Below are 2,977 nucleotides of genomic sequence, written 5' to 3' on the forward strand. Positions count from 1 at the left end.
AACGGCGGCGCTTGGCTTGCGCTATGCGGTTTCAAGTCGTACGGTGGCGTTGTGCGTTAAATCTTAAATTTGCGTGCTGGGCGGCGGGAAGGCAGCATTTACCCCGTAAAATTTTAACTTTCGCGCATCGGACGACGGCTAGGTGCCATTGCTCACATGCTGTTGCGAAGCTGCTTCTAAATCGCCGAGTTAAATTTTAGCGCGCCAAAATTTTAGTCTATGCGGCGCGATTTACGAAACGACGAATTTAGCCCGCCGAAATTTTAGTCTGCATTACGACGCGCCGAAATTTTAATTTGCATTGCGATTTATAGCGTATCAAAATTTTAACTTGCGCAGAGCAATCCACCACGTATCTAAATTTTAAGTCGCGCAGTGCGATCCGCGATGAACAGGAATTTTAATTTGACGTGATTTATGACGCACTGGAATTCTAACCTGCGCTACGGATCTACGACGCACGGGCGCGTAGCCTAGTCGATTGCTCGCATCGCATCGAGCCGCTTTAAAAACAGTTCTACTTTGCGCAGCTGCGCCGCATCTAGCGCCCTGCCCGAGTAAAAATACTCCACGCTGTTGCCGTTTGGATAATTCACTCGCGAAATACCCGCCTCTTCGCTTCGCGGCTCAAATTCTAAGGACAAATCCGCGCCGCCTCGAGAATAAAGCTTGAGCTGTGAATTCGCATTTACGGCGCGTGGCGACATGCGGCATTTGTCTTCGTCGCACTGCTCTACGCCGTGCGCATCGCCTGTCAGCCTGCCGTCGCGCTCGCGGGCATCAAGTTCGCCCGTTTGCGAATTTGCGCTAAATTTTATATCACCGTCTGCGTCAAATTTATCCGCACAAACCTGCGATTTTATGTCGCGCGAAGTATCCATGCCGAAGCCGCGCTCATCCGCGTTAGAAAACTCATCATACCCCACTGCGCCGTTTTTTCTGGCGCCGCACGACACTGCACGAAGTCCGCTCATACCTTGCTCTATCATATCGGGCTTGCTCTCGCCGTAACTTTCTGTGCCGCGCCCACCGCTGCTATTATCGCGACCTTCTACGCCCCGCTTGTTCTTGCCTTTTATGCTCTCGCTGCTCGCGTTAAATTTAGCCGCCCGCGAGGGCAAGTCCTCGCCGCGCGCAAGCTTTAGCCCTCCGCCCAGCTCGCTTGCAAGGCGATTTAGCGTGCCGTCGATGCCGTCGATGATGCGCACGTGCGGAGGCAAAATTTCGCGCAAAACGTCCTTAAAATAGTTAAAATGCGTGCAACCAAGCACGAGCGAACCGAGGCGCTCAAGCTCAAATTTACCGAGCTCCTCCCGCAGATAGGCTCGAACCGCGGGTGAGTCAAACTCCAAATCCTGCGCAAACTCCACGAGGCGCGGTAACGCCAGGCTCCACGTCTCGCACTCCAGCCGCCCAACGAGGCGCGCGAGCTTTTCACCCGCGATCGTTAGCGGCGTGGCGATGAGCAGCGTCGGGCGCGCGCCGAAGCTGTCCGCGGCGAGCTTGACGGCGGGCTCCATGCCGATAACCGGCACGCTAAATGCGCCGCGAAGCTCCGAGATAGCCGCGCTAGTGGCGGTGTTGCAAGCAACGACGACCGCGTCCGCGCCGCGCGAGACCAAAAACCCCACCGCATCAAGGCTCAGGCGCACGATCTCGGCCCTGCTTTTCGTGCCGTAAGGGACGTGATCCTCGTCGGCAAAATACAAAAACTCCGCCCCGCTAAACCGCCGCAAAGCCTCGGCAAGCACGCTTAGCCCGCCGATACCCGAGTCAAAAAACGCTATTTTCAAATTCTTAGTCCAAGGTTAAATTTTAAAAAAGGGATTATAGCTTAATTCAAGTAAAATTTAAATTTTGAGCGGGCTTAGCGGATCCGCGGTCGGAATTCTCGCTACCCTATTAAAATTCGCGGCAAATTTAATCAATTTCTCAGGGGGGGGGGTAGAATTAGCCAAATTTTACCCAGAAAGGATACTAAATGAAAAAATCGCTATTTGCGTTGGCGCTTATCGCCTGCTTTGCGTTAGGAGCGTCCGAGCTTGAGACGCTAGAGAAGGAATGCAAAGGCGGCAATATGGAGTCTTGCTACAAAGCCGGCTTATTATGCGAAGACAATGCTACGTCGTTTAAACTGTTTGAAAAAGCTTGCAATGGTGGATGTGAGGAAGGGTGCCTTTCAGTGTCAGAAATTATAATGCAAGAAGATTCTAAAAAAGGCATCAGGTATCTTGAAAAAAATTGTAACGCCAAATGCACTATTTGTTGCGGATTATTGGGGATCAAATATAGTCTCGGGGTCGACGTCGAAAAAGATATATCAAAAGGGATAACCTATTATGACAAGGCTTGTGACGGAGGAGAAGAACTATCGTGCAGTATGTTAGCAGATATGTACGACAAAGGAAAGGGCGTAAAAAAGGATGAAATGAGAGCGGCGGTTTATTATAAAAAAGGTTGCGACGTAGCAGGCGAATTACTGAATTGCTACAATTTTGCGGTTTTTAACTACAACATTAACGATAAAAGCAAAGCCGCGCAATACTTTAAAAAAGCTTGCGATCTAGGCAAAAATAAAAATTCTCTTTTTAAGAATCTGCCCGAGTTTAAAGAAACTTGGCAAAAATCCTGCGATATGTATGAGCTGCTAAAATAGCGCGCCGAGCTGTAGCCGGTACAATTACGCGTCGGCTGCGGCTTAAAATCCCGCCGCGTTTAAATTTAAAACGCAAGCAAATTTAAAGCGACGATAAAATTTTAAATTAGTCGGGCGATATACGACAGAATTTAGCGTAAATTTACACGGATCCTGCACAGATTTTGGCGCGAGCAAAGCACTAAAATAAAGAGGCAGATTTGTCATAAGCAAATGCGTGCTAAAAGCATAGATTGGCACGCAGCAAAATTTTAAGTTAGGATTATGGAGACCTTATACGCTTCGTTATTTTCCTTTCTTGAGTTCCAGCGCGATTTTGAT

The 2,977-nt window shown here is 49.3% G+C and carries 1 protein-coding gene and 1 pseudogene; one reads left to right on the forward strand and one right to left on the reverse strand.

Annotated elements, in window-relative coordinates:
- Positions 1–1,091 precede the first annotated feature (1,091 nt).
- Positions 1,092–1,793, reverse strand: a pseudogene (gene murI / locus Q0095_RS10275) (glutamate racemase); the annotation flags it as partial.
- A gap of 188 nt (positions 1,794–1,981) precedes the next feature.
- Between murI and Q0095_RS05660 the strand changes: the two are divergent.
- Positions 1,982–2,656 carry a tetratricopeptide repeat protein gene (locus tag Q0095_RS05660; protein ID WP_297882169.1) on the forward strand — a complete coding sequence of 225 codons (675 nt, stop codon included), beginning with the start codon at positions 1,982–1,984 and terminating at the stop codon, positions 2,654–2,656.
- Positions 2,657–2,977: the final 321 nt, after the last annotated feature.

The sequence above is a fragment of the uncultured Campylobacter sp. genome (assembly GCF_938045535.1).
In the GTDB taxonomy this organism is placed as follows: Bacteria; Campylobacterota; Campylobacteria; order Campylobacterales; family Campylobacteraceae; genus Campylobacter_B.

Bases quoted from the DNA above. Each gene is read 5' to 3' on its own strand.
- Q0095_RS05660 (WP_297882169.1), top strand. From the start codon at position 1,982: ATGAAAAAATCGCTATTTGCGTTGGCGCTTATCGCCTGCTTTGCGTTA.